Genomic DNA, 24,826 nt, shown 5'->3' on the forward strand with positions numbered 1-24,826 from the left:
TTACAGCACACCCAGCAGAGAACACACCACGCTAATCACCACGACGGATAGCAGGATAGTCGTGTAACGAGGACCTTTTTTAGTTAGGTAGAAGTAGATAGAAAACACCGCGGCCAATGGCAATAAACCAGGGGCGATAGAATCCAATATCTGCTGTACCACTATCTCCGAACCTTCCAACGCACTGATTTTTAGCGGAGAAGTAATCTTAACGTAGCTGGCGGATAGCGCGCCCATCATGATGAGACCTAACACATTGGCCCCATAGATAAGCTCTTTGATGCGCCCTCCTTGTAGTAAGGTGATGATGGAATCCCGCCCCAAGGTATACCCTTTATGTACCAGACCGTAACTCACCGCCAAGGTAATCCCGGTGTAGAGAATCAACGGCAGGATCCCGCCGAAGGCGCTGCCCTTGGCAGCAAACGGAATGAAAATGGCAATCAGAAGCGGCATGACCGCAGCCCAAATCACCGAGTCACCGATACCAGCTAACGGTCCCATCAGACCCGTTTTAATCCCCGTAATCGACGCATCAGAGATAGGTTCACCGCGAGTTTTTTGCTCTTCCATCGCGATGGCGACACCTTGGATAACCGCACCGAAGGTCTGTTCAGTATTAAAGAAGTTCAGGTGGCGTTTTAGCGCTTCTGCCCGCTCCTCTTTTTCTGGGTAGAGTTTTTTGATAATCGGCGTCATTGACGCGCAGAAAATCAGGCTTTGTAAACGCTCATAGGAACTGGAAACCTCGGCTCCGAGCCAATAAATAAACCATGCTTTGGTAATATCGCCTTTGGTCAATGCCGAACTATGGCGGGCACGTTCAACCAGTTCATGTTGCATGATATCTTGGGTGGATTCACTCATGATGATGCTCCTTCATTCTTTGCCAAACCTTTCACCAAAAACGCAACGCAGGTACCGAAAATCGCCATAGCCATGATGTCGACCTTCAGATAAATCACCGCGAAGAAACCACCGATAAACCATGGCAACAGGCTTTTCTTACCGATAACCATAATCGTGATAGCAAAACCTAACGCAGGCAGAATGCCCCCCATAATTTCAAATGAGTGAGTCAGCCAGTGCGGCATCAGCGCCAGGAATTTCTCCACGACACTTTGGCCGAAATAGTTGGCGCCAAACACCACTGGGAAACGCAACACTAATCCTAGTAATGCCGGATATAAGAAGGCACAGCGCATAATCCCACCGGTGTTTGCCTCTTCGGCATACTTATCGGCCATATGCACCCACGCAGCATTTAGAGTACGACGCAACTGATCGAGGAATACCCCAATCACGCCGAACGGGATTGCCAACGCAATGGCTAAATTCGGCTCCATATGTGCCTGAACAGCAATAGGAATAGCGATACACGCGGCTAATGCAGGGTCTGAAGGGACGTTGCCACCCGGCGTTGACGTTACACCAAGATAAACCAACTGCATGCCGGCCCCGATGATCATCGACGTTTGCATGTCGCCGAGAATAAGCCCAACGAACACCGCGATAACGATCGGCTGAACTAACATGCCTGAGAAGGTATAGCCCAAGCGTAAACGGGCAAACCAGTAGTACAGCCCCATACTGATGGCAATAAACAAGGTATCCATAGTTATTTCCTCTGGGTAAGCTCAAATTGGTACAAGACGGTGATTAATATTTTTTTAGTATGTCTTCTAATGACTGAGGCTTATCTTCAGGGATGGTTTGGAAGAACACTTTAATACCGTGATCTTTTAAATCGCCCAGAATCGCAACGTCCTTGTCATCCAGCGTAATATTTTGGAATACGGCTTTACGGCTTGGACCACCACCTAAACCACCGACTTGAATACTCTGAACATCAAATCCCTGATGAACGGCACCCTGTACCGCCACTAAAGATGGGAACAGCACTAAAACCTTACCTTCACCAAGCTGATTCTCTTTCCATGCCGCTGCGAAGCTGCTGTTGCTATAGCAATCCACTTTGATGCTTGGTGGGGCAGCCATAAGATAAATATTTTTCATGAAAGGATCGGCGTCTAATTCATCGCTCACCACTGCGATACGATTTGCCTGCGATTGCCCTACCCATTTGGTAACGACTTGACCATGGATTAAACGACTGTCAATACGACATAAAACGATGCTAGCCATGTGATTTTCCTTTTATATTTATTGAGTTTAGATACTGTGTACTAAATGGTTCACGCGTTGTTCTGTAGTCCGTTTATATGCGCCACAACATCGCGACAGCTTTCACGACCAGCCTCAACCAGTTCGTCGATACTCTCCGTCAGCGGACCGTTTTCACGGAGTTCTAACGCCTGAAGCAGCAGCGATGCATTGAGCCCAGCGACGACGCCGATGGGATAATCAACGCTTAACCGTGCCGCTACGTTTGACGTTGTGCCACCAATGAAATCCGTTAGGATCAGCGACCCCGCAGGCATCGTGCTCACGGCATGTTCAACACGTTGGAAAAAATCGCTAAAGGTATCTACCGGCATTAATGCGATTTCGGTAACACCTTGAATATCTCCGGCAACCATTCTTAGGCTGGCACACAGCTGGCTACCCCAGCCGCCGTGAGTAAGCAGCAATATTTGCGGTACAGCATGGGCCGAGTTTGAAGCGGTGGTAGACAAAATGAGCCTCCTGGCATTCAGTCAAAGAAATAAAAAACTATCTATGTCTGATATAGCAAAGCGCATGCCAGCAATGTGTCACGGTAGGCTAATTTATGTGGGGCACTCAGGGGAAAGCCCGCTGGATGCGGGCTAGCAGTAGAGAAGTTCGTAGATATAAATAAATTCGGCGTCAGATAAACGAATCGCGTAAGCCTCTTCAATAGGCAAAAATGCCTGTTTGATGACACTCATCGCGTTCACGTCGAGATCCTGCGGCGTGTTCAGCGCCATCTGTAACGGTTTACGGCTAATCACGATACGCTCGACCATGCAGCAGCAGTGGATCAGGAAACGTAGTGTCACCTGACGGCTAGGTTTGAGGTCTGAAATCTGACAGATGTGCTGCAGTACCCCCTCCATTTCTTGCAAAATGCGCCGAGGGTTCAGGACTGAAATTTGATTAATAATACTTTCTAATGTCAGCGCACTAATGAAACGCATTGAACTACGCTCAACTTCCAGCCTGCGCTCCATACTGCTAAGGTCAGGATTCAATAAGCTGAGTAACAGTTCGGGTCCTTGTTCTGAAAACATCTCTTCCAGAGAAATAAACGGAATATCTGGCAAGCCCGGTTGGAAAGTGCCGACAATCCCAACTAAACGTTCATGCGGAGCCAGTGCCTGTTGAATACGCTCCAGACTACGTACCTCGTTGTAATCAAGGATTAGCAAACGCGTATCCTGCGCCATCAACTCACCAAAACTTTCTGATAGCACTTTATGAATTTTTTCCGCCGTCCCCATCCCTGTAATACAGGAAACTACCAGCACTTTTCCCGCGCCCGCTTGTTCAGGTGAACACCAGTGACAAGGTATTTGCTTCTCGTTCATCAAAGCGGTGAGCGCCGCAAAATCGCTGGACTCGTAGGTCAGATCAAGACCGATTTCCAACAGGCTGGTTAATGTCATGTTTGGTAGCAGCAGGACATCAAACTGAAACAGTTTGCTAATGGTGCTGCCAAAATGCACCAGAGAACCGATATCAACCATCAGAATTAAACGCCGGTAGCCACGGCTGCGAATGATATTGGTCAGCACTTCTAACGTGTCATGAATGGACTGCTCAAAAGGCATATCAATGGCGGTGAACAGGTCTCGTTCTAAAACCTGATTAACATATTGCGCCATACTCGTTGCCGTAGTCGCGCCATGGGCAACAAAAATGACGCCTAACTCAGGGCTGTCATCTATCTGACAACGGTATTGGCGACACTCTTTCAGGAACATACATAAATACACGACTTCGGTAGCAGGACATTGAATATTAAATATTTCATCAATGCGTCTGCATAACTGCATCGCGTTATCGTATTCATTTTTGCAGTGATCGAGGATCAGACTTGAAGAGTAAAGCTGTGGAATAAGCCCGCGCTGCACATAGCTTAGTAAAGTCAGAAAATGCTTACGCAGATGGTTAACCATATTTTCTGGCAGAGCAAAACCCACCACCTGTTCTACATAGCCAATCAGCAGAGACAAACGTTGTTCGAGTTGGCCGCTGTAGCCCACCACCGCAGTATCACGGCTATACAAGCCATATTCGAAGATTGAACGCAGCTTATTCTTCAAAATAGCCAACGTTTCCTGTGGCGGAACGTTACTATTGCGCAGGTTGACATATTCACGCGTGAGGAATCGATAGAATAAATCGCTATCCTCGTGCCCCGCCGATACCCCAAGCGAAGGTTTAAACGCAGACAGCGTTTGAGAACTGATATCCAGCCACTGCTGCTGACCAAAAATACTGTCAACCAACAGGCGCTGATCGGCGCTTGGCATCACAGACTGTTCAACCAGTTTTTTATCCAGCGTTAATACATCATTTTGCTGCCCCATTCCTGCTGCCCAACCTTGAGCACACAAGAACTGGATATCACTTTTCAACTGACCGATATTTCCTTCCAGCGGCTTCTCTAGCAGCCATAGAAGCAACGCTTTATCGATTCTTATCGTTCGGCTAATTTTGCGACTTTCCTGATGCAGGAATCCGGTAATCAGCTCAATCTGCTCTTCCATCGAACGCTCGCGCAAAGCGGGTAGATCAATACTAACCTGAATACGGCGTTGGAAAGTACGCAACAACGTGGAATTGACCGGCTCAGTCGTGGCACAAATCAATCGCACGTTTACCGTTTGCGCTTTATGGCTGGATCCCAGTGCTCTAAACTCACCTTTGTCCAACAGAGCAAATAGTTTTTCTTGCCCTTCGTAGGGAAGGCGATGAATTTCATCTAATAATAGATAGCCGCCGTCTGCCTGTTCAATTAGACCGACTTTGTCACTGTTCGCGCCAGTGAATGCCCCTTGGCGATGGCCAAAAAGATGTGAGGAGAGTAATTCCGGGTTATGTGCATATTCGGCACAGTTGAAATAGACCATCGGTAGTGTGCTATTGCCGCTTTGCTGGCAGGCAAACTGGTGCATCAATTCGGCAAAATAGGTCTTCCCTACCCCTGATGGACCAGTCAGCAACACATGCAAACCGCTTGGGTACAGCACCGCCGCTTTTCCTTTCTCCACCGATAGCTTAAGACTACGGTCAAAACCGATAAGCGCGGCAAAAGGATCGTTAGATGTGGATTGGTGCTCCACTGGTAACAAATCACTGACGAAACGAACCTCAGATAAATGGTCTGGCAAAGGGCTATCGAGCAGCGTCTCAATCGTTTGACGATGCAAAAAATAAACCGGACGGGTTTTCACTTTAATAACGCGCTGCTCATTCCACAGCTGGTTAAGATCTTTGCTCACTGAGTTGCGAGCCAGCCCAAGGTTAATACCGATACTTTCTGCGGTAAATGCAACCTCCTTTTGCAAATCACTCTTACTCAGGCTTGATGTTAGGCGTTCTAACTCTTGGCAAATTTTATCAATACGTTTCATGCGGAGATCTAACCCATCCCTGAAGTCACGATTTTTAAACATATCACAAACGGCGAAAGTTTAACGTGCGGCAACTGAGATTACAGCGAAAATAAATCATATTGAAGGGTGACTTCACGGGGAATTCACAATAGCGGTTTACAGTTAGGCTAACAGTAGGACTGACCATTGCTGTATTGCCCTAAGCGTCTTTATGAATGACAACGGATGTTAATATGGATTTGTTAAAATATCTTATGTTTAAAACGTTATTATCAATAGGAATGGTTATACTCACTTTCGTGTCATACTTTATGAAAGAACCTATATACGAGGGTATTTTTCGTCAGCATGCCCGTCATATCAGTGGCAGAGATTTTACCGGTATCGGTGAGTTGGGCTCTTGCCTATTATTCAGCATACTCATTTTTATTATTTGTTATCTCCCGACAAGAGTAGTCGCTGCAATATCAACAGGGATAACTTTATTTTTAGCCTTAAATAATTTCAACGTAGAACATCCAATAAGAGAATATAGTCAAATAATCCTCTTTTTGTTTATGCTATCTCTGACTTATTTTTTATCCAGCCAAGATAAATATATCCGTAAAGCCATTTAAATTATATCAGGCGCAGTCTCTTGTTCTAATTTGACGAGATAGATAAGCGCCTGATCGCGATGACCAAAACACATATCTTCAGCAGCCTGAAGCCCACCACACACCTTTGGCCTCAACGGTGATAGAAAGATTTTGCACCGCATATCATCGTCAAGCTGAATACAGCGCGTATTGGCGGGTTTACCCTGCGGCATTCCAGGGATAGGACTCGAGATTGAGGGAGCGATACAGCAAGCTCCGCAGTCGGAACGGCAGTCCATCGAGGATCTCCGGTGGGCTGTCTTAAATAGCTGTGACAGGATCAGCGCGCGGACAATCCGCCTAACTCTTATACAGGTTTTTAAACCGATTTGCAGAGATAGTTAGCCTCTCCCATTCTGATTGCTAAAACGTCGTCACGTCGCTTAATTTTCCAGCACACAGACGCCCATATCATGTCTTAAGAATTATTCTATCCGTGCTAAAGCAGCAATTGACTGATTAGGATGGCGCAGATTTGACCCACGCTCGTATGGAATAACAGGATATTCAGCTAATTCTTTCGCCTCTAATGCAATAACGCTGTTTACTTCTCTGCAAACACTGCGTACCATTGAGCTAGTACACAAGAATTAGCATGCCGCTAATCAGGAGCAAAGCATGACGATGGAGAATACCTTGACTCAAACAATACGCCGCCCGTCAGTCCTTGGGGGCGCGATGATTATTGCCGGAACCGCCGTAGGCGCGGGAATGTTTTCTATTCCGGTGGTCACCGCAGGAGTCTGGTTTACGGGTTCCGTCTTGCTGCTGATCTATACCTGGGCCTGTATGTATATTTCTGGCCTAATGATCTTAGAAGCTAACCTAAACTATCCTGCAGGAGCTAGCTTCCACACCATGGTTGGCGATTTGCTAGGTAAAGGCTGGAACTCACTGAACGGGTTATCGATTACGTTTGTTTTGTATATTCTGACCTACGCCTATATTTCTGCGGGCGGTTCGATTATTACCCATACGCTGGAGCCTTACTTTGGCGTGGGACAAACGGCTGCAGGCTTGGTTTTCGCCATCATTGTTGCTTTTATTGTGTGGTTATCCACCCGTGCGGTGGATCGCTTGAGCACGATTCTGATTGGCGGGATGGTCATTACGTTCCTGCTTTCAACCGGCGATATGTTTACCCATGTCAACGCATCAGTCTTGTTTAATAGCAGTGATGATAAAGCCAGCTACCTGCCTTATGCGCTAGCTTCGTTGCCTTATCTACTCACCTCGTTTGGTTATCATGGCAATGTCCCTGGTCTAGTGAAGTACTACCATAAAGATGCAAAATCGGTGGTGCGCAGCCTGTTTATGGGCACCCTGATCGCATTAACGATTTACATCTTTTGGCAGTATGTGATTCAAGGCAATATTACCCGAGCAGCATTCCAACAAATCATCTCAGAAGGTGGGAACATCGGTAGTTTGCTTAAGCAAATGGGTAACGTCGCCAGCAGCAACATTGTGAATCAGCTACTGAATGCGTTCTCTTACATGGCGCTGGCAAGCTCTTTCTTGGGGGTTTCCTTAGGGTTGTTCGACTTTATCTCTGACTTCTTTAAGTTTGACGATACTCGTACAGGGCGAACCAAAGCAGCGTTGGTTACCTTTGTTCCCCCGACAATTGGCGCTCTCGCTTTCCCAAATGGCTTCCTCTATGCCATCGGTTTTGCGGGCTTAGCCGCTACCATTTGGGCCGTTATTGTGCCTGCAATGATGGCACGCGCCAGCCGTAAGCGCTTCCCTAAAGCAACTTATCGAGCACCGGGGGGCTCAGCAATGATTCTATTCATTATTGCTTTTGGCCTCATTAACGCCGTTGCTCATATTCTGTCGCTACTCAACTTGTTACCAGTTTATCAATAACTCATCAAAAACTCTGATGCCGGAGCACTCGCTCCGGCTTTTTAAGCCAAATATTTCTGCTTTTTTATCTCCGCCTCTTGCCTAGAAAACGCGGCGCGGGTAACGTGTCGCCACAAGCTAAAGACTGAATTTGCAAACTTATAAACAAGGTTTTTCTATGCCAAGAGCTAATGAAATTAAACGCGGTATGGCGGTGACTTTAAACGGCAAACTGCTGCTGGTTCGCGATATCGATGTACAAAGCCCAAGCGCTCGTGGCGCTAGCACACTGTACAAAATGCGTTTTTCCGATATTCGTACCGGTTTGAAAGTTGAAGAACGCTTTAAAGGCGATGACATTCTGGAGGAGATTTCTCTAAGCCGTCGTCAGGTTAACTTCTCCTACATCGATGGTGACGAATACGTCTTCATGGACAACGAAGATTACACCCCGTACACCTTCAAAAAAGATCAGATTGAAGAGGAATTGTTGTTTATTCCTGAAGGCGGCATGCCAGGTATTCAGGTACTGACAATGGATGGCCAAGTTCTAGCGCTTGAGCTGCCTCAAACCGTCGATATGGAAATTGTTGAAACTAGCCCAAGTATCAAAGGCGGTTCTGCAAGCGCACGCACCAAGCCTGCGGTAATGAGCACGGGTCTGACGATTCAGGTTCCAGAATACCTGAGCAGCGGTGAAAAAATCCGTATCCATATTGAAGAACGTCGCTTTATGGGCCGCGCTGACTAATCTGTGTTAAAACAGCAAAAAGGGATGCCGAGGCATCCCTTTTTTTGTCATTTCAAACGACTAAAATCACTTCATTTCTGGAAATAGCGCACGCTTAAGCGCTAATTCGACGCCGCGTACTTCTGCCAAACCTTTCAGCCGACCAATCGCCGAATAGCCCGGATTGGTTTTTTTCTTCAGGTCGTCCAACATCTGGTGTCCGTGATCTGGACGCATCGGAATTGGGCGCATATTTCCCGCTTTCTGCCGACGTTGCTCTTCGGTCAGAATGGCTTTTACCACCGCGTACATATCAACATCGCCCTGCAAATGCGCACCTTCATGGAAGGTTTTCGGGTTCTGCTCACGGCAGGTAGAACGTAAATGTGTGAAATGAATGCGATCGCCGAAGGTCTCAATCATTTTGACCAAATCATTGTCGCCACGCACGCCGTAAGAACCAGTACACATAGTAAAACCGTTGTAGATACTATCTACGGTGTCTTTTAGCCATTGCATATCTTCAATGGTGGAAACAATGCGAGGCAGGCCAAGAATCGGACGCGGTGGATCATCAGGATGTACCGCCAGTTTCAGGCCACAGGCTTCTGCCACTGGGACGATCTCTTTCAGAAAATATCCCATATGCTCGCGCAGCTTGGCTTTATCAATACCATCATATTCAGCTAAACGTGCACGGAACTGGTCCAGCGTATACCCCTCTTCCGCTCCTGGTAAACCAGCGATGATATTGCCCGTAAGCTTGGCAATATCCGCTTCGCTCATATTGTCAAAATAGGTTTTGGCCTGCGCCTGCTCTTCTGCGGTGTAATCTTCCGTCGCATTCGGACGTTTAAGAATATGGAGCTCAAAAGCGGCAAACGCGATCTGATCAAAACGCAGGGCTTTAGAGCCGTCTGGCAGCTCATACTCTAAATCGGTGCGTGTCCAATCCAGAACTGGCATAAAGTTGTAGCACACAGTATCTATGCCGCAGGCTGCTAAGTTTTGCAGAGACAGTTTATAATTGTCGATGTGCTGCTGATAATTACCGGTTTGGGTTTTGATCTCTTCATGAACCGGCACGCTTTCAACAACAGACCACGTCAGTCCTTTTGCTGCTAAAATCGCTTTACGCTTCTCAATTTCTTCAACTGTCCAAACTTCTCCGTTAGGGATATGGTGCAATGCTGTCACTACGCCGGTTGCTCCAGCCTGACGAATATCATCCAATGACACCGGATCGTTCGGGCCATACCAACGCCAAGTTTGTTCCATCTGTCTCTACCTTCTGCGGGTGAAAATACAAGTAATCGTGTTTTGAGGATTCTCTGTGATAGATTTGGCAGCAAATGCCACGCTAAGTCAGTAAATTCGTAATGCTGTTATACCAAAACCACACAGGTATCATTTAGCTTTTACCTTACTCTTTGGCGTTTTTCTGTCAAAACCCAATCCACTATTGGTTGATCCACTTCACGAATATTCTAGAATTTTGGACTAACCAATTTCATTTTCTGTCATATGACTTTAGACTGCAAGCCACTTTGACGATCTTGTAAGATGTCAGACCGCGTTGGTTTATATACAGCTTGAACACTTCCGTGCTGAAAAAGCGCACTGTATTGCTGGCAAGCAAAGTGGTCTAACACCTTTTACTTCACCGTTCTGATGCTGACAGGCTTTTATCCGTCTGCCGCGTACATCTTCTAATGGAGTTCAGCATGAAAAACCTAGCAAATCATTCTTTGCCAGACGGCGTTAAACAGCCAACCTATGACCGTGGCGCACTCAAAAGCCGTATCGTTCACCTTGGTTTTGGAGCATTCCATCGCGCCCATCAGGCGCTGTTAACCGATCGTGTGCTGAATCAAAAAGGCGGGGACTGGGGTTATTGCGAAGTTAACCTGTTCGGTGGAGAAAAGCTGATCGAGCAGTTACGTGAGCAAAACCATCTCTATACCGTGTTAGAAAAAGGTGCAGAGCAAAATCAGGCTATCGTTGTCGGCTCCGTGCATGAATCGCTGCACTCGGATCTCGACGGAATTCAGGCCGTTATTGAGAAAATGGCTGAGCCTCAGGTAGCCATTGTTTCCTTAACCGTAACGGAAAAAGGCTACTGCATTGAGCCGGGTAGCGGAAAGCTGGATCTCAACAACGCCCTGATTAAACAAGACTTAGCTGCACCTCAGGCACCAATCTCTGCGCCAGGAGTGATTGTTGAAGCCTTACGTCTACGTCATGAGCGCAATTTGCCGCCGTTTACCGTGCTGTCTTGCGACAATATTCCAGAAAACGGTCACGTTGTGAAAAATGCAGTATTAGGCTTAGCCAATGCGCGCGACCAAAAACTGGCTGCATGGATCGAGGCTAACGTGACCTTCCCAAGTACCATGGTTGACCGCATCGTACCAGCGGCAACCGAGGAAACGCTGGCAGAAGTCGCACAGGCGATCGGCATTGAAGATCCTTGTGGAATTGCATGCGAACCGTTTATCCAGTGGGTCGTAGAAGATAACTTCGTCGCAGGCCGTCCTGAGTGGGAAATCGCCGGCGCCGAACTCGTTACAGATGTTCTCCCGTATGAAGAAATGAAGCTGCGCATGCTCAACGGCAGCCACTCATTTCTTGCTTACTTAGGCTATTTGGCTGGCTATCAGCACATCAACGACTGCATGGAGGATCCCGCCTATCGAACTGCAGCACACCGCTTGATGCTGCAAGAGCAAGCGCCAACGTTACGCGTTACCGGCGTAGACTTGGCGCAGTATGCCGATCGTTTGATTGAGCGTTATAGCAATCCCTCACTGAAGCACCGCACATGGCAAATAGCGATGGATGGGACTCAGAAGTTACCTCAGCGTATGCTGGACTCCATTCGCTGGCATATCGCCCATGATCATGCATTTCCATGCTTGGCATTGGGTGTCGCGGGTTGGATGCGCTATGTGGGGGGCGTTGATGACCATCACCAAACCATTGATATTCGTGACCCAATGTTAGACACATTGAAAGCAACGGTTGCTGCTAGCCAAGAAGGTGAAGCGCGCGTTCAGGCGCTGCTGGGAATTAAAGCCGTTTTCGGTGACGAACTGCCAAAACAATCTGCATTTGTGCAGGCAGTGACCAAGGCTTATTTAGCGCTCGTTGAAAATGGTGCGGCTAATACTTGCGCATCTTTAGTGAAGTAAATCTCTATTGGCTATCCTGTTTAGGATAGCCAATTCCTACCAAAGCATTTCGCTATAACCATTTATCACTAAAGGTTTTCTGATCCTCTGGCCGGCCAAACAAATATCCTTGCAGGTAATCGATATGGTATTTTTTAAGATGCTCTGCCTGCTCTGATGTTTCCACACCTTCAGCAACAGTGACCAACTGCAAACGCTTAGCCAAATCAATCACATTATCTACAATATGACCTGATAGCGCGTCAGAGCCAATCATGCGGATAAAGCTTTGGTCGATTTTAAGGATATCTATTTGGAATTCTCTCAGATAAGCCAAACTAGAATGGCCTGTACCAAAGTCATCTAGCGCAATCCTAACGCCAAGTTCATGGAGCTCGTGGAATATGCGATGAGTGAGTTCACTGGGGACAATGAGCTGACGTTCCGTAAGCTCCAGCACAAGCTGAATTTTATAGCCTTCAAACGCGTTGATAAACAAGCGACAATCGTCGACGAGGCTAAGATCTTTGAAATGGCTAGCGCTGATGTTAATTCCAAAATGGAAATTATATGGCAACTGCTCAGCTAAGGGGGCAAAGTAGTCTCTCACCTGCGCCATTAAATCGCGAGTCATAGGCACAATCAAACCGGAGTCCTCGGCCAATGGAATAAACTGGTTAGGTGCGATCATTCCCATTTGTGGATGGCGCCAGCGCATTAATACTTCGCATCCAGTCAAATCATTATTTTCACAGCTCACAACAGGCTGGATATAAGGAATAAATTCGTGGTTTTTCAGCGCGCTTCTTAGCTCTGATAACGGCGAGTTAACGCGGCCCATAGTGCGGTAGGTTATAACCCCTAATAAAATAGCCAACAGAGGGAATAAAATAATACTACCCGACGAGTATTCCCACACATACTCCCAATGCGTGGAATAAGGAATTTCTGTTGCCACTGAATAAGGGAAATGCTTCGATGTCTGAAAATAACTGGTTCCGTGGGGCTGGAATTTGTCATTAGAGACATGCCCAGAGCTGTCCATCCAACTTGTACCTACCAAAAGATGGATTTCTGTTGGTGACTTAAGCAGCTCTAGAACATTTTTAAGATAATACCCATCGATGCCCACTAATACGCTATGTTCGCCATAGGATTTACGAAACGCGATAAGCGAACGGTTAGGCGTGACGGGATTACCATTGAGCATCAACAACATCCCCCCCACATATTTAGGGGTATTTACCGCCGTCGAATATTTACCTGCAAGCGAAGAGCAATATACATTATTGCCCGTAGCCAGATTGACCGTACGGATATCAGGAACCACCGTGACTTGGTAGCGCAACGCATTTTGCGTTTCAGTCGAACACTCTTTTCCAAGGTAGCCACGCACGGCGTTCGCCGCGATTTCAGCATTCTGTAGCGTCGCGTCAAATTGCGCTACAGCACGTTGCAGCCGCTGTGCAATATCCCGCTCCATGCCTCGTGAAATCTGCCAAGAAATAGTCATTACGGCAATAATAAGGATCAGAGTTGCAACCAGTAGAGAGACAAGCAGTCGAGCTACAGGTCGAAAGTTAACCGTGCGAAAAAGTTGAGTCATATATCAGTTACCAGCAACTCATGATGAGTGTTCTGCTCATTATGTCGATAAACTGCCATAAATAGCCATTTATTGTTGGGTATGGTTATCTGGTACACAATTTTATAAGAAAAAAACATTAAATCATTGGCATTGCGCAGGGGAAAATCACGGTAATACCATGCCAATAGTTACAGTATAAGATCACTCATTGGGTAACACAGGCGTTGATTCAAATAAAAATCCATCAAAACTTGGATCTTCAGGATCGGAAATCTCCAACAATTTTGTTTTTACATTTTCCAAGTGCTGCCACATGGCTTGTTTTGCCGACTTTGCATCACGGCGTAGTACGGCATGTAGAATTTTTTGATGATCGTCTAGCCAGTTCCAACGATAGCTAAAGTCGCTGGTATGAACATGCAAGCCACTCCACATCGGATTATGTTTTCTCGCTTGCCAAGCATCGTGCACCATACTGGCTAACACGCTGTTTTGGGTTGATTGAGCAAGCAGACAGTGAAAGAGCTCATCGGCACTTTCATCTACTGTGCCTAGCGACAGTGATTGGCGTTCTTGTTCAATCGCTTTGCGCATTTTCATGATATCAGCCTTGGTGGCCTGCACAGCCGCAAAAGCGGCTATCTCACTCTCAAGCAACTGTCTTGCTTGTAACAATTCAAAAGGTCCATACGTATTTTCATCAAGATCTGTCACAGCAGCGCGACGCTGGCTCTGCGGTAGAGCCACAACATACACACCAGAACCTTTACGTACATCAATCAGCTTTTCCAATTCCAGCATGATAAGTGCCTCACGCACCACGCTGCGGCTGACACTAAATTGTTCAGCAATATCGCGCTCTGGGGGGAGCCGCTCCCCAATAGGATACGCACCTTGCGCGATCAGATTACGCAGAGTATTTCCGACTTCTTGATACAATCTCATGCTGCTACCTTCTCTACCGTAAACGCTGATGAGGATAAATTAACACCATAATTGGCCAGACCAAATACTCAAATGATAGGAACACTATGACGATTTGGTCTGATTGTATCACAGCAAAGAAATCACCTAAGCGAAAACGCACGAATAGAAAGGCGTAGATAAGTCTGCCTTATCTACGCCAAATTAAAGATGGGTTATTTCTGATACAGAGTCGTTGTCAGTGATAGTTAATGGTAAGCACACCCAACGTGTGGCTTTCATTAATCCATTTTAATTGGCTGGTTCCAACAGAGACCGGAAGTTCAGAAGGTCTGGTACTAATCTGGCTAATAGGTCGACTCAAGCTCTCCTCTTTTCCATTGCGTTCACAGCGTGTTTTTACATGATTTTTCTCTAATGCAACGTCGCATCCATCTTCAACAATCACGCCAACAAAATGAATGACGCCAGTACTTACCGCATGAACCGGAGTTACAACACTAACAAATAAAGGCAATCCCAAGCCGACAGCGAAAAACATCGATAACCGAGAAATTTTCATGGCCACCTCATTAATTTCCCACACAAATTGCTGCTAGCTAGTCATCACTCCACCGAAGATCGCACTCACATGAACCGATGGTGTTTTAAAGATAGCAGCCGATGAAAAAACCAACGGCAGCCTAAAAAGAATCCTTAGGAATATATGTACACTCATTGAATTACGGTAGGTAACCACGTGATAGAGAAAACTATCAGCATTAAATAAAGAAAATGGATAGGTCTACACGCTAACCAAAACCGAAATAGACCTGATCAGGTTTTATTTTCGTTTAACTTTTGTTTAGCATGACAGCACTTTCTCCATCCTGAGAAAATGGGGAAATATGGTAAAATTGCAGCCGTAAAGTGGTTGAATCGGGGTATTAAATGACGAAAGTAAATCTCATCACCGGATTTTTAGGCAGTGGTAAAACGACCACTTTGCGACACTTATTAGCCAACAAACCCGAAAACGAAAAATGGGCGGTTCTGGTTAATGAGTTTGGCGAAATCGGTATCGACGGCTCCCTATTAGCGGATACAGGTGCAGTGCTTAAAGAGATCCCTGGTGGCTGCATGTGTTGCGTCAACGGATTGCCAATGCAGGTTGGTCTGAACATGCTGCTGCAACAGGCAAAACCCGATCGGCTGTTGATAGAGCCCACGGGCTTAGGCCACCCTAAGCAGATTCTTAATCTACTGATGTCGGATGTCTATCAAGCGTGGCTTGAGCTAAATGCGACGTTGTGCATTCTTGATGCTCGCCAACTCAGCGATGAAAAGTACACCGGCAATGAAAACTTCCGCGATCAGCTTGCTGCTGCCGATATCATCGTGGCAAACAAGCAAGATGTGTACAGTGACCATGACCGAGAGCAACTGGCGCGCTGGGTACAGGAATCAGGCAAAGGGCGAAAGATTGTTACGGCAGAGCAAGGCCAAATTGAGGTCGCCTTGCTAAATAGCGCACGTGAAAATCTGGCTGAATTGCCTAATGCAAAGCACCACCATCACAGTAAAGCGCCATCATCGGGTATTGCTGCCTTACGTTTGCCTGATGGACAAAACTGGCGTCGTTCTCTTAATCAAGGACAGGGATATTTCAGCTGTGGATGGGTTTTCAGTGCAGAAACAATCTTTGATACCGTGGCTGTGCTCGAATGGGTTCGGTTAGCTCCAGTGATACGTGTGAAAGGAACGCTGCGCATTCCTGAAGGTACTTTGATTGTAAATCGTCAAGGTGATGATTTTCATATCGAAACTCGTCAAGGTTCGCCGTTAGACAGTCGTGTAGAACTCATACATGACGCGGAAACGGACTGGAATACGTTACAAAGCGCGCTTCTTAAAGCTCGAATTAAAGCAATATCGTAATTTTTTGAATTCTTAAATAGGTCTAGGTTTAGCGTATGGCTCGTCGCAATCTACCATGGATTATTTTGTTTAATATCCTTGGTATAGCTTTATTTCTATCTTGGTATTTGCCCACTAATCACGGTTTTTGGTTCCCGATTGACTCGTCGATCTTCTTCTTTTTTAACGAACATCTCGCGACCAATCGTACATTCTTATATTTGGTGGCCTATACCAATAATCGTGCGTTCGACGCCATTGCCTTGCTGAGCATGGGACTGCTTTACCTTTCGTTTTTCGTGAAGCGCGATGGTTACGGGAAAAGACGCATGCTTATTTTAGGCGTTGTGATCCTATTTACTGCCGTGATTCTCAATCAACTGGGTCATTTGCTGCCAGTGCAACGCGCTAGCCCAACTCACTTTTTTGAGAATATCAATCGAGTCGGCGAGCTGACGGGGATTAATACCAAAGATAGTTCTCGCGATAGCTTCCCCGGCGACCATGGCATGATGCTCATCATTTTTGCCGTATTTATGCTTCGCTATTTCACCGTGCGCTCTTTCATCATTGCATTAGGGATCTTCGTTATTTTTATCCTGCCACGCATAATGATTGGTGCGCACTGGTTTAGCGATATTGCTGTCGGCTCGCTCAGTGTGGTGCTGGTTGGGCTAAGTTGGTGGTTGTTAACGCCAGCGTCGGGTGCACTGCTCAACCTGTTAGACAAGCATTTACCCGGCAAATATCGACCATAATGATTCTTGGCCTCCCCCCGAAATAAAATGTCACATTTAAGGGGGAGGAAAGCAGCACTGCATAAGTTCTCATTCAGACAATTCCTATACCATCTATCCCTCTTGCGCCTTTGTCTTAATTATCTCCCCTTATTTTGATAATCTTCAAATATTACATATTATTACAGTAGCGTCTTATCCTATAAAATAGATAAAAAGTCTCGCCAAAGCCGTTTCGATCCGGTAATCTTTCAGCGTTTGTGCATAGATTCTGAGTTTTTGAGAAAAATAGTGATAAAAGTGTGCTCTGACACACAGTTCTCATATGTAAATATTGTCATGTGGGAAACCTGTTATTAGTCTCTTGAATGGCATTCTTAGATAGCGACTCCGTCGTTAAGGACAAAAAGGAAAATCTTCAATAATGGTCAAGTCTCAACCGATTCTGAGATATATCTTGCGATTAGCTCCTGCTATCGCCGCCGCAGTACTTCTGTCGGCATGTAGTGCAAATCATTCTTCATCTGATCGTTACGCACAAACTGATACTCATGCAGTTAAAGACAAAGATGGTCTTTTACTTCAAGCGTCTCAGGATGAATTTGAAGCAATGGTTCGTAATGTGGATATTAAATCCAAAATCATGGATCAATATGCAACATGGAAAGGCGTTCGTTACCGTTTAGGTGGCGACAGCAAACGCGGCATTGACTGCTCCGCCTTTGTTCAACGTACCTTTCGTGAACAGTTTGGTTTAGACCTGCCGCGTTCAACATCAGAACAACAAGATACGGGCCGTCAAATCCAACGTACAAAGTTACGCATCGGTGATTTAGTTCTGTTCCGTGCGGGATCAACAGGCCGCCACGTGGGTATCTACTTAGGCAACGATCAATTTGTTCACGCTTCCACCAGCAGTGGTGTGACGATCTCTAGCCTGAACGACAGCTACTGGAAAGGTCGCTACCGCGAAGCTCGCCGAGTGTTGACCAACCCGGCACATAGCTAGTCCAGACGCACAAACACCTTGTCCTGAATGCCCAATAAAAACGCTACTTCGGTGGCGTTTTTTTATGTCTGGATAACATCAAATTATTCCGCCCTACTCATAATGTCCTTCATATAGCCTTATACACTGCGCCATTGTGACGGTGATTTTGTGATCAAGCAGATGTTTTATCTTAATAGATTTGAAATGCCTCACAATTCACTGCCGATCAAGATCTATAAAAAAACAAATAATTAACATTACGTTCATCTATTAGTATTCAATTGCTATTTTCTTCCTTAATATCGTTGATGTCCTGCGTAATAGTCGTTCTATTCCGCAATGTATCTAAAAGGCCACCAGAGCCTAATGCCATACGCTATCGTCCTACGCACAAATGTATACGTAATGACGTAGCTCAAGGCACACAACTGACAGACAGGTAGAAGGAAGAGACATTAATGGTAGATCAGATAAAAATTGAGGCTACGAGCCCAGCCAAAGGCGAAGAACACCTACGGCGCAATCTCACCAACCGTCATATCCAGCTCATTGCCATTGGTGGTGCCATCGGCACGGGGCTGTTTATGGGATCAGGCAAAACGATCAGCTTAGCGGGCCCCTCGATCATTTTTGTATACATGATTATCGGCTTTATGCTGTTCTTTGTGATGCGAGCCATGGGTGAGCTGCTTTTATCCAACTTGGAATACAAATCCTTCAGCGATTTTGCTGCCGATTTATTAGGGCCTTGGGCGGGTTATTTCACTGGCTGGACTTACTGGTTCTGCTGGGTAGTGACGGGAATTGCTGACGTTGTTGCAATAACGGCCTACGCACAGTTCTGGTTCCCTGGTCTGTCTGATTGGGTCGCATCTCTTGCCGTTGTGCTATTGCTGCTGGGATTAAACCTAGCAACGGTAAAAATGTTCGGGGAAATGGAATTCTGGTTCGCGATGATAAAAATCGTCGCTATCGTGGCATTAATCCTCATTGGCCTTGGCATGGTTTTAATGCACTTTGAATCCCCCACTGGTAGCGTGGCTTCCTTTAGTAACTTATGGAATGACGGAGGCTGGTTCCCGAAAGGCTTAAGCGGATTTTTTGCGGGATTCCAGATTGCCGTATTTGCTTTTGTGGGTATTGAGCTAGTTGGAACCACGGCGGCTGAAACCAAAGATCCAGAGAAATCCCTACCCCGCGCCATCAACTCTATACCTATCCGCATCATCATGTTCTACGTCTTTGCGTTAATTATGATTATGTCGGTAACCCCGTGGAGCTCTGTTGTTCCCGATAAAAGCCCGTTTGTAGAATTATTCGTGTTGGCGGGCTTACCTGCCGCTGCGAGTATTATTAATTTCGTCGTATTAACCTCAGCGGCCTCCTCCGCTAACAGCGGCGTATTTTCAACCAGCCGTATGCTTTATGGTTTAGCGCAGGATGGCGTTGCACCTAAGCGCTTCGCATTGCTATCTAAACGCGCGGTGCCCTCTTCCGGTTTAACCTTTTCTTGTATTTGCCTACTCGGTGGAGTGGTTCTTATTTACCTGATCCCTAACGTCGTTACCGTATTCACGATGGTCACCACGGTTTCAGCCATCCTGTTTATGTTTGTATGGTCTATCATTCTGTGTTCGTACATGGTTTATCGTAAACAGCGCCCTCACCTACACGAGAAATCCATCTACAAAATGCCATTGGGCAAATTGATGTGCTGGGTTTGTTTAGCGTTTTTTGTGTTCGTGATTGTGTTGTTAACCCTAGAGGCCGATACCCGTCAGGCACTGATGGTGACACCGCTGTGGTTCATTATTTTAGGAATGGGATGGATGTTTATTCGTAAACGTCGTGGAGCTTAATCTCGCCAGCCAATGAGCAGCATAAAAAAACGGGCCATTCGGCCCGTTTTTCATCAGCGCTTTCAGACTAGCTGTTGATCTCTTTCATTCTAACCGCTTGTCCTCCACGGTGACTTTTCACGACGTGGCGTACCGTTACTAACCCGACTGAAGCAATAAGACCTAACAAGGTAGCCAAGAGCACAATCAGCGCCGTTTTTGGACTATCTTTTTTCACAGGTTCGTTGGGCATCATCAGATATTTATAAGCAGTGAAGTTAACATCGGCTAATTTCAGCTCGCGTAATTTATTGATAATTAACTTACTATCCTGCAAACCGGAATTCAGTTGAGCAAGATCGCTGATAGATTTCTCGATTTCTAACTTACGCTTTAAGCCATCAGATCCTAAAGCAATGGAGAAGTCCGGATCATCCTTAATGGCGGTACCATTACTGTAAAGAGGACGTTTAACGCCGGCAGCATCAGCAATTGACAATGAATATCCCAAACGATTAATGCTCACTTCTTGCGCATTTTTTAGCCGTGAAAGCGCCATTTCATATTTAGCTTCTTCACTACTCAGGCTCAGGTCAATCTGACGCTGAATTTTGCTGGCGATAAACTTCTCTACCGAGGCGTTTACGACGGAAATATATCCCTGCAGTGTTTTCTGAGCATCTTCGCTGGTATCTGCAGTAAACGACAGCTTGTAGTAAGAATAAGCCGTTTCACTTGGTGTCTTGCTGAGTTCACTACTGAAGGACGCAAACGCTTTTGTCGCCAAACCATCCAGAATGCGGCGCTTGGCTAATTCATCGTTAGGATCAACGTTCTCAATGAGGCGTTTGTAAAAATCGGTTTTAACAAGATATTCTCGACGTAAAATCTGTGAGTCAAAGTCTCGAACAAAGAGACTCAGAAGCTCTTTCTCACCGACGTTAAAATCAATTCCCAGCACAGACAGTTGGGGTTTCAGCGCATCCAGAGAGGTCAGTTCTTCACCCTGTGGAGGGATAATGACTGCATCACTTGTCCACTTTTGCGGAAGAATCTTGGCAACCCCATATCCGAGCAGAGCAAAACATAGCGTGATAATTACAACTGTTTTAATTGACTTTAAAACAATAAGGAACCATTCAATTAAGTCAATTTCATCATTGCGTTGAAAATGAGCGGGGAAATCGTTATCAGGGCGTTTTAAAACAGGGTCAATATCAGTGTGATGTATAGTAGCCATATTGTTTAAAAATAATCTGAAATCCGTGCGTAGAATGTAATGGATGCTAACTTAGGATAATTCTAATAAAAAGAATACAGTAGAAAAAATAATATAGATATCAGAGATATTGGCACTAAATATAATTAATGATTTTTAACTAAAAATCAAAATAAAACAGCACTTAAAACCAATATAATTATTGTATTTGGTTGATAAGTCTAATAAATGGGGTTTTGCGACAACAACATTATTCATTTCACACAGCTTAATCCAAAGTTCAATAATAGAAAAAACGCCTATAAATAGGCGCCTTAGTATACAAATAGAGAATCCGCAAGAAACTTTCAGCAACAATTAACTAACACTAATTACGCGTAAACAAGCTTCAACCTGAAGTTGTATACTTCGAGGAACAGTGATTTCGCCACGTAAGCAACGCTGAGTCCAATTGACTGTTGACTCAATACTCTTCGCTTCTGCCAATTCAGGAGCGTCTCCCTCCCCCATTTCCCGAGTAACCACGGTACTGATATTACCATTACGGCATAAATGCATTTGGGGACAACGTAGCGGATTAGCATAGGCTTCGCCTTCGGTTCCATGCAAAAGCAACGCCGTTGAGTTCGTTTGATTGAATAGTCCTGACATCCGTTGGATATATTCAGGATGAGACACGCTTGCAATGCGTAATACATCACCGGCAAAGGGGTTAATCATTTTAATCAGCGTGTGAGCACTGTTGCGCACCCCCATACGCCACCGCAATGAAAGGATCTGGTACATTTCTGGAGACAAATGTTCTACGCCGATAAATATCGGTTTACCCGTATGCCAATCGATATTCTGTAAATTCTGAGTTGCTGTAATACCTAGCCCACGGAAGATTTCAGCACTGGTGACGCGGCTAGGATCTTCACTGACGCCATGTACTAAAACGGGTACACCTTCTCTTGCGAGCAACATGGCTAACAACGGGGTGAGATTTGCCTGCTTGCGCGCGCCATTATAGCTAGGAATCACCACCGGCATTGGCATTCCCTTAGGAAGCTCCAGCTTGGGAGCCCACTTTTGCATCGAGCGATAAAACCCAAGCATTTCCTGCTCAGCTTCGCCCTTAATGCGCAGCCCAATTAAAATACCGCCGAGCTCTAACTCAGGAATTTTTCCTGCCAACATGGCATCAAATAGTGCTTCTGCCTGTTCCAGGCTGATATCGCGAGCATGATTTTTACCGCGACCAACCTCTTTGATAATTTGTGCATAGTCCACAGCAACACCTCGTACTCATCCAATTTACACTCACATCATATATTGGATACTACGTGGCATTATTCACGCTGACAATTATACCTCGCATATTCACCCTCGGCGCCGTGCGTTTCGCTTTGCGCGCGTTGCATTGCTCGTTTTTTTACTCGATTCGGATTTCGGAAGCGCGGGTAAATCGCCCTCGGGCATCGCTCGCTGTTCAATAGGAAACACCGGTAAAGCACCTAACAATCGTGCGCCATAGCTTTTACTCAGTAACCGTCTGTCATAAATAATAATTTCGCCTTTGCATTCGTGGCTACGGATCAAACGACCAACTTGCTGAATCAGAGTAAACGAAGCTCCCGGCAAACTTTGCACTTCGAATGGATAACGTTTCAAGGTCTTCAGCCATTCGCCTTCGGTCAAGATGACTGGGCTATCAATGGGGGGAAACGCCACTTTATGAATATGTACCTGCGTCAGCAACTCACCTTTTAGATCTAATCCCTCAGCGAAGGATTGTAATCCCACCAGCGCACTTTGCTGGCCCTTACGTACACGTCGACAATGCTCTTCTACCAGCCGGTAACGCGGTTGGTCTCCTTGAACCAGCAAACCTAGCCGTAACGCCGGAAGAAAGCTGAGAAAAGTCTGCATCGCTCTCTGACTTGCAAACAGCACCAACATGCCAGTATGTTTTCCGCTTTCCCATTCATGTCGGAAAAAATGAGCCATCTGCCGTAAATGTTCGGCTTCCTGCGCCATCGCCGGCTCTAGCGTCATTTGTGGAATAACAAGACGCCCCTGTTCAGGATGATTAAACGGGGAATCTAAGGCGACAAAACGATCGCCAGCTTTCTCATTCAACCCAGATAATTCGCTTATTCGACTAAAACTATTCAGAGATCGTAGCGTTGCCGACGTAACAATGGCATGAGGTATTTTTCGCCAAAGCATTTTCTCCAGCTGATCACACACTCTGATTCCGACACAATGCAGATAAATATGCTGAACATTATCGAAGACATCGCGCGTCAGCCATTTTGAAATAGGCGCGTTTGAGGCTTTATCCATGGCTGTCAAACGCCACAGTTTGGTCATGGCTTCCAAATAGCTGAAGCTACGGCTCATCTGCAAAATAGCCTTATGCAAACGCATAATGTCGTGACTACCGGTTTTTTCCTGTAAATCGTTCATCATGAATTCAGCCAAACCGCGGAGCCCATCGGTTAGCTTATAAAGCCGCACGGCAATATCCACCATGGGTTCTGGCAATACCCCCATCTCAAAACGATAGTTAGGGTCACTGCTTCCTACAGGAAGTAAAGATGAAGCCATGCGATCAAAGTCGGTGGTTAGCTGTCGCATCTCTTCACAGTGCGCTTTCAACCGCTCGCTATCCATAAGTTTAGGCCGATTCTTTGGACTGTATTGCGCACCACACTGCTCAATGTGACGCGCAATGCCTTCAATCTGGCTATTAACAAATATGGCAGTGATCTCACCGTCAATCTCTAATGCGTCGCGGGCAACATCGGGCAGATGATGGCCTTCATCCAGCACCAGTAATAAATCCTTGGCATTTGGCAGAACAGATTCATTTTCCAGCGCGGCCATCACCAGCGCATGATTGGCAACCACGACGTCAGCGCTTTCTATTTCACGTCTGGCGATAAAGAAAGGACATTCACGAAAGTACATGCAGTTGCGCGCTAAACAATTTGCACGGTCGGTGCTTAACTTTCCCCACAATTTATCGTCAATATTTTCATCGAGATGATCACGTAGTCCATCCCAGCGATAGCCTGCCAATTGCTTACTAAGCTTCTGACACAACACTTTTTCTTCAGCGGTGCTTGGTTGCAAATCATCTTCAATAAACAGTTTGAGATCGCCCTGCATACCTTCGGCGCTCGCCATCGCAGCCAAATTGCGCGGGCAGATATAGCGGCCGCGTCCAAACGCAGCGGTGAACTTCAAGTCAGGGATAATCTTACGCAATAAAGGTAAATCTTTGCTGTAGATTTGATCTTGCAAGGCAACGTTAGCAGTACTCACCACTAAAGGCTTTTCTTGATCACGACTTATCGCGATGCCAGGAATGAGATATGACAGCGTTTTTCCCACCCCCGTCGGCGCTTCAATCACTAAATGGCGTGCGTCATCACCGGCTAGCGTTTTTGCTACTTCCGCTATCATCGTCCGCTGCTGTGGGCGCGGGATGAAATCAGGGATATGATCTGAAAGAGCTTTATACCACTGGGTTATTTGATTTTTGGTTGCGGAAGAGAGAGCCATTGATACTCGAAGCAGAGAGGAACAGGGGCGTATTTTCTCATATTTGAGGCAAAAAATCAGCCTGATATTCTGTCGAACGATGAGAATATCAGTGGATAATAATGTTTATAAAGAAGCATATAATAAATGAAATATTAGGATCATTCCTATCA

At 45.9% G+C, this 24,826-nt stretch carries 21 protein-coding genes; 8 read left to right on the forward strand and 13 right to left on the reverse strand.

Annotation, left to right across the window (positions count from 1 at the left end; genetic code table 11):
* The 5 genes from M988_RS13035 to dagR all read right to left on the reverse strand — a co-directional run bounded on the left by M988_RS13035 (window position 1) and on the right by dagR (window position 5,561).
* Entirely contained in the window at window positions 1-867 is an 867-nt protein-coding gene (locus M988_RS13035) for a PTS system mannose/fructose/sorbose family transporter subunit IID (RefSeq protein ID WP_004095992.1), read from the reverse strand.
* On the reverse strand, window positions 864-1,616 hold the full coding sequence (locus M988_RS13040) for a PTS mannose/fructose/sorbose/N-acetylgalactosamine transporter subunit IIC (protein ID WP_008812927.1): 753 nt from the start codon (window positions 1,614-1,616) through the stop codon (window positions 864-866). The genes M988_RS13035 and M988_RS13040 overlap by 4 nt, the downstream gene beginning before the upstream one ends.
* Before the next feature lie 43 nt (window positions 1,617-1,659).
* Window positions 1,660-2,145 carry a PTS sugar transporter subunit IIB gene (locus tag M988_RS13045; protein ID WP_004095995.1) on the reverse strand — a complete coding sequence of 162 codons (486 nt, stop codon included), beginning with the start codon at window positions 2,143-2,145 and terminating at the stop codon, window positions 1,660-1,662.
* A gap of 50 nt (window positions 2,146-2,195) precedes the next feature.
* On the reverse strand, window positions 2,196-2,636 hold the full coding sequence (locus tag M988_RS13050) for a PTS sugar transporter subunit IIA (protein ID WP_008812926.1): 441 nt from the start codon (window positions 2,634-2,636) through the stop codon (window positions 2,196-2,198).
* A 132-nt stretch (window positions 2,637-2,768) separates the two neighbouring features.
* Entirely contained in the window at window positions 2,769-5,561 is a 2,793-nt protein-coding gene (dagR, locus tag M988_RS13055; protein WP_008812925.1) for a transcriptional regulator DagR, read from the reverse strand.
* A gap of 215 nt (window positions 5,562-5,776) precedes the next feature.
* Between dagR and M988_RS13060 the strand changes: the two genes are divergently transcribed.
* Entirely contained in the window at window positions 5,777-6,160 is a 384-nt protein-coding gene (locus tag M988_RS13060) for a hypothetical protein (RefSeq protein ID WP_020303858.1), read from the forward strand.
* Here the strand turns inward: M988_RS13060 and M988_RS13065 are convergent.
* Window positions 6,157-6,420 carry a YkgJ family cysteine cluster protein gene (locus tag M988_RS13065; protein WP_008812924.1) on the reverse strand — a complete coding sequence of 88 codons (264 nt, stop codon included), beginning with the start codon at window positions 6,418-6,420 and terminating at the stop codon, window positions 6,157-6,159. The genes M988_RS13060 and M988_RS13065 overlap by 4 nt on opposite strands.
* Window positions 6,421-6,799: 379 nt before the next feature.
* Here M988_RS13065 and mtr point away from each other — a divergent pair, with 379 nt between their 5' ends.
* Window positions 6,800-8,050 carry a tryptophan permease gene (gene mtr / locus M988_RS13070; RefSeq protein ID WP_008812923.1) on the forward strand — a complete coding sequence of 417 codons (1,251 nt, stop codon included), beginning with the start codon at window positions 6,800-6,802 and terminating at the stop codon, window positions 8,048-8,050.
* Between the two features lie 157 nt (window positions 8,051-8,207).
* The gene (gene yeiP / locus M988_RS13075) at window positions 8,208-8,780 is read left to right on the forward strand and encodes an elongation factor P-like protein YeiP (RefSeq protein ID WP_004096007.1); all 573 of its coding nucleotides are present in this window, start codon (window positions 8,208-8,210) and stop codon (window positions 8,778-8,780) included.
* A gap of 66 nt (window positions 8,781-8,846) precedes the next feature.
* Here yeiP and uxuA read toward each other — a convergent pair whose 3' ends face one another.
* A complete protein-coding gene (gene uxuA, locus M988_RS13080) occupies window positions 8,847-10,037 on the reverse strand; it encodes a mannonate dehydratase (protein ID WP_004096008.1) in 1,191 nt (396 codons plus the stop codon).
* Between the two features lie 446 nt (window positions 10,038-10,483).
* Between uxuA and M988_RS13085 the strand changes: the two genes are divergently transcribed.
* Window positions 10,484-11,950, forward strand: a complete 1,467-nt coding sequence (locus M988_RS13085; protein ID WP_064574493.1) for a mannitol dehydrogenase family protein — start codon at window positions 10,484-10,486, stop codon at window positions 11,948-11,950.
* Between the two features lie 52 nt (window positions 11,951-12,002).
* On the opposite strand, the gene M988_RS13090 is transcribed toward M988_RS13085, so the two are convergent.
* The 3 genes from M988_RS13090 to M988_RS13100 all read right to left on the reverse strand — a co-directional run bounded on the left by M988_RS13090 (window position 12,003) and on the right by M988_RS13100 (window position 15,003).
* On the reverse strand, window positions 12,003-13,535 hold the full coding sequence (locus M988_RS13090) for an EAL domain-containing protein (RefSeq protein WP_064574494.1): 1,533 nt from the start codon (window positions 13,533-13,535) through the stop codon (window positions 12,003-12,005).
* A 183-nt stretch (window positions 13,536-13,718) separates the two neighbouring features.
* The gene (locus M988_RS13095) at window positions 13,719-14,462 is read right to left on the reverse strand and encodes a GntR family transcriptional regulator (RefSeq protein WP_008812920.1); all 744 of its coding nucleotides are present in this window, start codon (window positions 14,460-14,462) and stop codon (window positions 13,719-13,721) included.
* 217 nt (window positions 14,463-14,679) lie between these two features.
* Window positions 14,680-15,003 carry a hypothetical protein gene (locus M988_RS13100; protein WP_008812919.1) on the reverse strand — a complete coding sequence of 108 codons (324 nt, stop codon included), beginning with the start codon at window positions 15,001-15,003 and terminating at the stop codon, window positions 14,680-14,682.
* 368 nt (window positions 15,004-15,371) lie between these two features.
* Here M988_RS13100 and M988_RS13105 point away from each other — a divergent pair, with 368 nt between their 5' ends.
* The 4 genes from M988_RS13105 (at window position 15,372) to cycA (ending at window position 19,924) form a co-directional block, all read left to right on the forward strand.
* Complete coding sequence (locus M988_RS13105; RefSeq protein WP_008812918.1) at window positions 15,372-16,358, forward strand: CobW family GTP-binding protein; 987 nt, start codon at window positions 15,372-15,374, stop codon at window positions 16,356-16,358.
* A 35-nt stretch (window positions 16,359-16,393) separates the two neighbouring features.
* Complete coding sequence (locus M988_RS13110; protein ID WP_064574496.1) at window positions 16,394-17,095, forward strand: phosphatase PAP2 family protein; 702 nt, start codon at window positions 16,394-16,396, stop codon at window positions 17,093-17,095.
* 403 nt (window positions 17,096-17,498) lie between these two features.
* Window positions 17,499-18,083, forward strand: coding sequence for a bifunctional murein DD-endopeptidase/murein LD-carboxypeptidase (mepS, locus tag M988_RS13115; protein ID WP_004096016.1), 585 nt, complete (start codon window positions 17,499-17,501; stop codon window positions 18,081-18,083).
* Window positions 18,084-18,523: 440 nt separating this feature from the next.
* A complete protein-coding gene (gene cycA, locus M988_RS13120; protein WP_008812916.1) occupies window positions 18,524-19,924 on the forward strand; it encodes a D-serine/D-alanine/glycine transporter in 1,401 nt (466 codons plus the stop codon).
* A gap of 67 nt (window positions 19,925-19,991) precedes the next feature.
* Here cycA and wzz(fepE) read toward each other — a convergent pair whose 3' ends face one another.
* The 3 genes from wzz(fepE) to dinG form a co-directional block, all read right to left on the reverse strand.
* On the reverse strand, window positions 19,992-21,143 hold the full coding sequence (gene wzz(fepE) / locus M988_RS13125; protein ID WP_008812915.1) for an LPS O-antigen length regulator Wzz(fepE): 1,152 nt from the start codon (window positions 21,141-21,143) through the stop codon (window positions 19,992-19,994).
* Between the two features lie 336 nt (window positions 21,144-21,479).
* On the reverse strand, window positions 21,480-22,394 hold the full coding sequence (gene ybiB, locus M988_RS13130; protein WP_064574498.1) for a DNA-binding protein YbiB: 915 nt from the start codon (window positions 22,392-22,394) through the stop codon (window positions 21,480-21,482).
* Between the two features lie 90 nt (window positions 22,395-22,484).
* Entirely contained in the window at window positions 22,485-24,674 is a 2,190-nt protein-coding gene (gene dinG / locus M988_RS13135; protein ID WP_064574500.1) for an ATP-dependent DNA helicase DinG, read from the reverse strand.
* Between the last annotated feature and the right edge of the window lie 152 nt (window positions 24,675-24,826).

This window comes from Hafnia paralvei ATCC 29927, from assembly GCF_001655005.1.
GTDB classification, from domain to species: Bacteria; Pseudomonadota; Gammaproteobacteria; order Enterobacterales; family Enterobacteriaceae; genus Hafnia; species Hafnia paralvei.

What these genes read in the sequence shown, in the direction of transcription:
- M988_RS13045 (WP_004095995.1), bottom strand. Translation starts at nt 2,145, where the DNA reads ATGGCTAGCATCGTTTTATGTCGTATTGACAGTCGTTTAATCCATGGT.
- mepS (WP_004096016.1), top strand. Translation starts at nt 17,499, where the DNA reads ATGGTCAAGTCTCAACCGATTCTGAGATATATCTTGCGATTAGCTCCT.
- M988_RS13085 (WP_064574493.1), top strand. Translation starts at nt 10,484, where the DNA reads ATGAAAAACCTAGCAAATCATTCTTTGCCAGACGGCGTTAAACAGCCA.
- uxuA (WP_004096008.1), bottom strand. Translation starts at nt 10,037, where the DNA reads ATGGAACAAACTTGGCGTTGGTATGGCCCGAACGATCCGGTGTCATTG.
- dinG (WP_064574500.1), bottom strand. Translation starts at nt 24,674, where the DNA reads ATGGCTCTCTCTTCCGCAACCAAAAATCAAATAACCCAGTGGTATAAA.
- M988_RS13095 (WP_008812920.1), bottom strand. Translation starts at nt 14,462, where the DNA reads ATGAGATTGTATCAAGAAGTCGGAAATACTCTGCGTAATCTGATCGCG.
- M988_RS13100 (WP_008812919.1), bottom strand. Translation starts at nt 15,003, where the DNA reads ATGAAAATTTCTCGGTTATCGATGTTTTTCGCTGTCGGCTTGGGATTG.
- dagR (WP_008812925.1), bottom strand. Translation starts at nt 5,561, where the DNA reads ATGAAACGTATTGATAAAATTTGCCAAGAGTTAGAACGCCTAACATCA.
- M988_RS13105 (WP_008812918.1), top strand. Translation starts at nt 15,372, where the DNA reads ATGACGAAAGTAAATCTCATCACCGGATTTTTAGGCAGTGGTAAAACG.
- mtr (WP_008812923.1), top strand. Translation starts at nt 6,800, where the DNA reads ATGACGATGGAGAATACCTTGACTCAAACAATACGCCGCCCGTCAGTC.
- yeiP (WP_004096007.1), top strand. Translation starts at nt 8,208, where the DNA reads ATGCCAAGAGCTAATGAAATTAAACGCGGTATGGCGGTGACTTTAAAC.
- M988_RS13065 (WP_008812924.1), bottom strand. Translation starts at nt 6,420, where the DNA reads ATGGACTGCCGTTCCGACTGCGGAGCTTGCTGTATCGCTCCCTCAATC.
- M988_RS13035 (WP_004095992.1), bottom strand. Translation starts at nt 867, where the DNA reads ATGAGTGAATCCACCCAAGATATCATGCAACATGAACTGGTTGAACGT.
- M988_RS13090 (WP_064574494.1), bottom strand. Translation starts at nt 13,535, where the DNA reads ATGACTCAACTTTTTCGCACGGTTAACTTTCGACCTGTAGCTCGACTG.
- M988_RS13040 (WP_008812927.1), bottom strand. Translation starts at nt 1,616, where the DNA reads ATGGATACCTTGTTTATTGCCATCAGTATGGGGCTGTACTACTGGTTT.
- M988_RS13060 (WP_020303858.1), top strand. Translation starts at nt 5,777, where the DNA reads ATGGATTTGTTAAAATATCTTATGTTTAAAACGTTATTATCAATAGGA.
- cycA (WP_008812916.1), top strand. Translation starts at nt 18,524, where the DNA reads ATGGTAGATCAGATAAAAATTGAGGCTACGAGCCCAGCCAAAGGCGAA.
- M988_RS13110 (WP_064574496.1), top strand. Translation starts at nt 16,394, where the DNA reads ATGGCTCGTCGCAATCTACCATGGATTATTTTGTTTAATATCCTTGGT.